Here is a 3,320-nt window from a genome sequence, read left to right on the forward strand (position 1 = left end):
ATACAGCCTTGATTTTTTTGGTTACTTTTTGCATCAAGGCAAAAAGTGACAAAGAATAAATTGGTGTAAAATATTGATAATCAACAATTTAACCAAGAATTAAAAAAAATGTTGCCTAATCGCAACACCTAGATTAACTGCCACGCAGTTTCAAAAACATGTTTGCGCCACCGCCAGAAGGTAGTTTCGTGATTGTCGACTGTAGCCAAAGCAAAAAGTTTTTGCAAAAGTGCAACATCGTTTAATCGATCAAGTTTTTCCCAGCCCTCTTCGCTTAAGCCCCAGCCAGCTTCAAACGAGTATTCATAAATGCCCCTCAAATATCCATTCGCGGTTTTGTTGCTGTAAAAAGCGGAATGCTCTTCAATAAGTACCTCTAATGCAGCCACAAGCTCAGGCAACTGTTTTTCATAAGTCTCAAGATCATCTTGTTGTTGAATGGCTTGGCGAACAATGTATTGCTCGTGCAAAGGGTAGCTTTCAATCAAAGAAATTCCAGATTCCAGTTCGTCGGACTCGTCGGCACTGTCTTCGAGGCTTTCTTCAAATAATGCCACCGTTTCTTCTAATTTTTTAATCCAATTGCTCAATTTTTCCTGGGACTCTTCAATGATTTGGCGGTATTCTTCAGCTTGATCGGGGCGGTGCAAGACAAAAATTTCAAGCAATTCATCTGCTGGTACATAGAGAGGGCTGACATAGGGCAGTCCGGCCATTTGCATAAAAACGCGGTTGATCACATCGTCAATGGTTTGCAGGTCCTCACTGCGCTGGGTCAACACCCGGGCATACTCTCTTTGAGCTGGGGGAATGAAAATAAAGTCACTACACAATAGCTTTAAAACTTCAGACACATCAAAGTTCTGCTCAGCGCTGGACCGAGTAAGATTGGCGTTTCCAACAAAAGAAAGGAGCGTTTTGACGTCTTCCGTTGCTTCCAAAATGGCACGTACAATTTCTTGTGCACCCCATTGACTCAAGGAACCATAGCGATTGAGCTCCTTTGTCCAATAAGCCAATGCTTCTTTTTCGCCTATGACGGAGACCATTGCCTTCAAAAGATCGGCGTCTTCACCTTCGTAAAGTTTCGCAAAACGTTCAATTGCGGCTTGCCTGTCCGAGTCATAAACCAGATGCAATTGTTTGAATAATCTACACGCATCAAAACAGATTGGGGTTGAATATTTTTTGTCAAAAGTAGTTTCGAGCCACTTTAGCATCACCTCCACCTGCTTGTCTTGTATATCACCATGCAGGTAACAATGGTCGGGAAACCTATTTTCCAGCATTATGCCTACAGCCAATACGGCAAGATGAAAAGGATAGCCCTGGGTTTTGCTGTCCCATAATTCCATTCCATTCGATGAAGACCAGTATTCGGGCGTATCGGTTTTGAAAACAGAATCATCATAACAGCCTTGTTGGCCACTCTTTTTGGTGTAAGCTTCCAAATGTCGGTACAAATCAAAAGTTTCTGCATATTGCCGACTGAGTAAATCTCCGTCTAGGTACCAACATTCTTCTTTTGTTCCGGCATCAAGGATAAGGTTGCGCGAGTACACATTACGGTCTTTCCCATTTTTGGTCTCGACGTCGTACCTGAATAGGGGCAAGGGAAATTTTTTTAAAATTTCAAGACTTTCGTGCCAGGCAGTTTCCCAAGCCTCTTCGGTAATTCCACGAAAATTTATGGATAAGTGAATGTACAGTCCCATGATGTTGTTATTTGGGGATGGAAAATCATTGGTTTTTTTATAACAATATAAGCGCAATATTGGTCGCGATTCTACCACACCAGATTTATCTTCAAATCCAGTATTGATTACTCCAGCACAGTTTTGGGAGAGCCTTTCTGATTAAATTGTCAGCCCCTTTGCCACAAACAAATTCTGCACATCTTGTAGCAGGTGCTCCCAGTCAAAATCCGCAACCTGCTCCAATGCGGCCAAATCACGCAAAGTTTGCAGGTATTTCCGCGCCATCAGCACCAACACCTCCGCCTCGGTAGCCTGCTCCAAATCAGCATAAGGCAGGCGCAGCTGGGCATACAGCTCCTTTTTAGCCCCGTCAAAAGTGATTTCGTCCTGATGGATCGCATCTTGTGGTACCGTTCCGATGAACACTACGGCAATGCCCAACACGCCCGTTCCATAAGCTGAAAGCTGCAAGTCTGCATTGAGCAATTGCTCCAGTAAAACTACATTTTGAGCATCGATTTTGTCACCAATAGGGGTGTCTTCTACGATGCTGGAGATGATGAAAGGTGCATACATGGCATTGGTGGTTATAAATCAGCTTTGTTGCCTGGAGGCCGGATTATAGGCGGCATTCGTTTGGTGTTTTCAGGCAATAAAGCATATTGATAGATTTTTAAAGCTTCTAGACGCAAACAGGTCTGGATCGACCCACGGTATTGAACGCGGTAACTCAAACCCAGCGAAGTCAGCCCATTGCGATAGCGGCCTTTTTCGCCTTGAATGGTGATGCCATATTTCCAAACTTCACCAGCGTACAAATAAATCGCAGTGTCTACTCCGCAGCTGTAACAAGGATAAAAACCATTGAATTTGGCTCGAAGTACATACTGCTCGCATTGTTCCAGCCGCATCAGGCGCTGCTGCATTTGATCCTGGCGGGAGGAAGACAGTTGCAATTTCTCGTTTTCATCCAAATCCAGAAATTCGGCGCCTTTCCATGTGGCCAAGACAGCCAAGATACTGCACAGGACGATGAAAAACAAGAGGCCACGCTTGGGCTTGGGCTCAGGTGTAGGCAAAGTAGGAGTTTGAGGGCGAAACTTTTTAGCTACAGTAACCATAATGAAATTTTAGCCACCTTGGTGGAATCAGTTAATTAAGTGCTATTTTTCGGATTCGTTCCTATGCTGTAGCAAAGGTAAATGAAATAGAATTTAATTCCAAAATTTTAGAATAAAATTTTAAAATGTCCTTACCTTCTGACCCTGATCCCCTGGTATTCCAACGTGTTAAAGGTGCCCTGAAAAGCGTTGGAATGAGCCAAAAAGACCTGGCCCAACACTTGGGTTTAGCCCAGGGCGTGGTGAGCCTGGCCTTGAATGGTGGCAATGAAAAAACCTTCCGGCGCATTATAGATATGTTGGAGCAGGAGCATGGCATCGATCCACAACAGCTTTTTGGAGAAGATGAGCGGGGCGATAAAATTATGATCGAACTGAAGGAGATAAAGGACGAGTTGAATGCCTTGCGGCAAGAAATTCGGGACTTGGGCAAGAAGATTGAAGGAGGGAATTAGGAATCCATGCAACATCTTCTTAGAGTACAAGCTCCCGCCACCGCAGG

General features: G+C 44.1%; 4 protein-coding genes. 1 reads left to right on the plus strand and 3 read right to left on the minus strand.

What is annotated here, in order from left to right; translation table 11 throughout:
- Positions 1 to 128: 128 nt before the first annotated feature.
- The 3 genes from ABW391_RS28935 to ABW391_RS28945 form a co-directional block, all read right to left on the minus strand.
- A complete protein-coding gene (locus ABW391_RS28935; protein WP_353485388.1) occupies positions 129 to 1,715 on the minus strand; it encodes a hypothetical protein in 1,587 nt (528 codons plus the stop codon).
- A gap of 141 nt (positions 1,716 to 1,856) precedes the next feature.
- A complete protein-coding gene (locus tag ABW391_RS28940) occupies positions 1,857 to 2,273 on the minus strand; it encodes an Imm44 family immunity protein (RefSeq protein WP_353485389.1) in 417 nt (138 codons plus the stop codon).
- An 11-nt stretch (positions 2,274 to 2,284) separates the two neighbouring features.
- A complete protein-coding gene (locus ABW391_RS28945) occupies positions 2,285 to 2,818 on the minus strand; it encodes a hypothetical protein (protein ID WP_353485390.1) in 534 nt (177 codons plus the stop codon).
- A 125-nt stretch (positions 2,819 to 2,943) separates the two neighbouring features.
- On the opposite strand from ABW391_RS28945, the gene ABW391_RS28950 reads away from it, so the two are divergent.
- Positions 2,944 to 3,273 carry a hypothetical protein gene (locus ABW391_RS28950; protein ID WP_353485391.1) on the plus strand — a complete coding sequence of 110 codons (330 nt, stop codon included), beginning with the start codon at positions 2,944 to 2,946 and terminating at the stop codon, positions 3,271 to 3,273.
- The last annotated feature ends 47 nt before the right edge of the window (positions 3,274 to 3,320 follow it).

This window comes from Haliscomenobacter sp., from assembly GCF_040403615.1.
GTDB lineage: Bacteria > Bacteroidota > Bacteroidia > Chitinophagales > Saprospiraceae > Haliscomenobacter.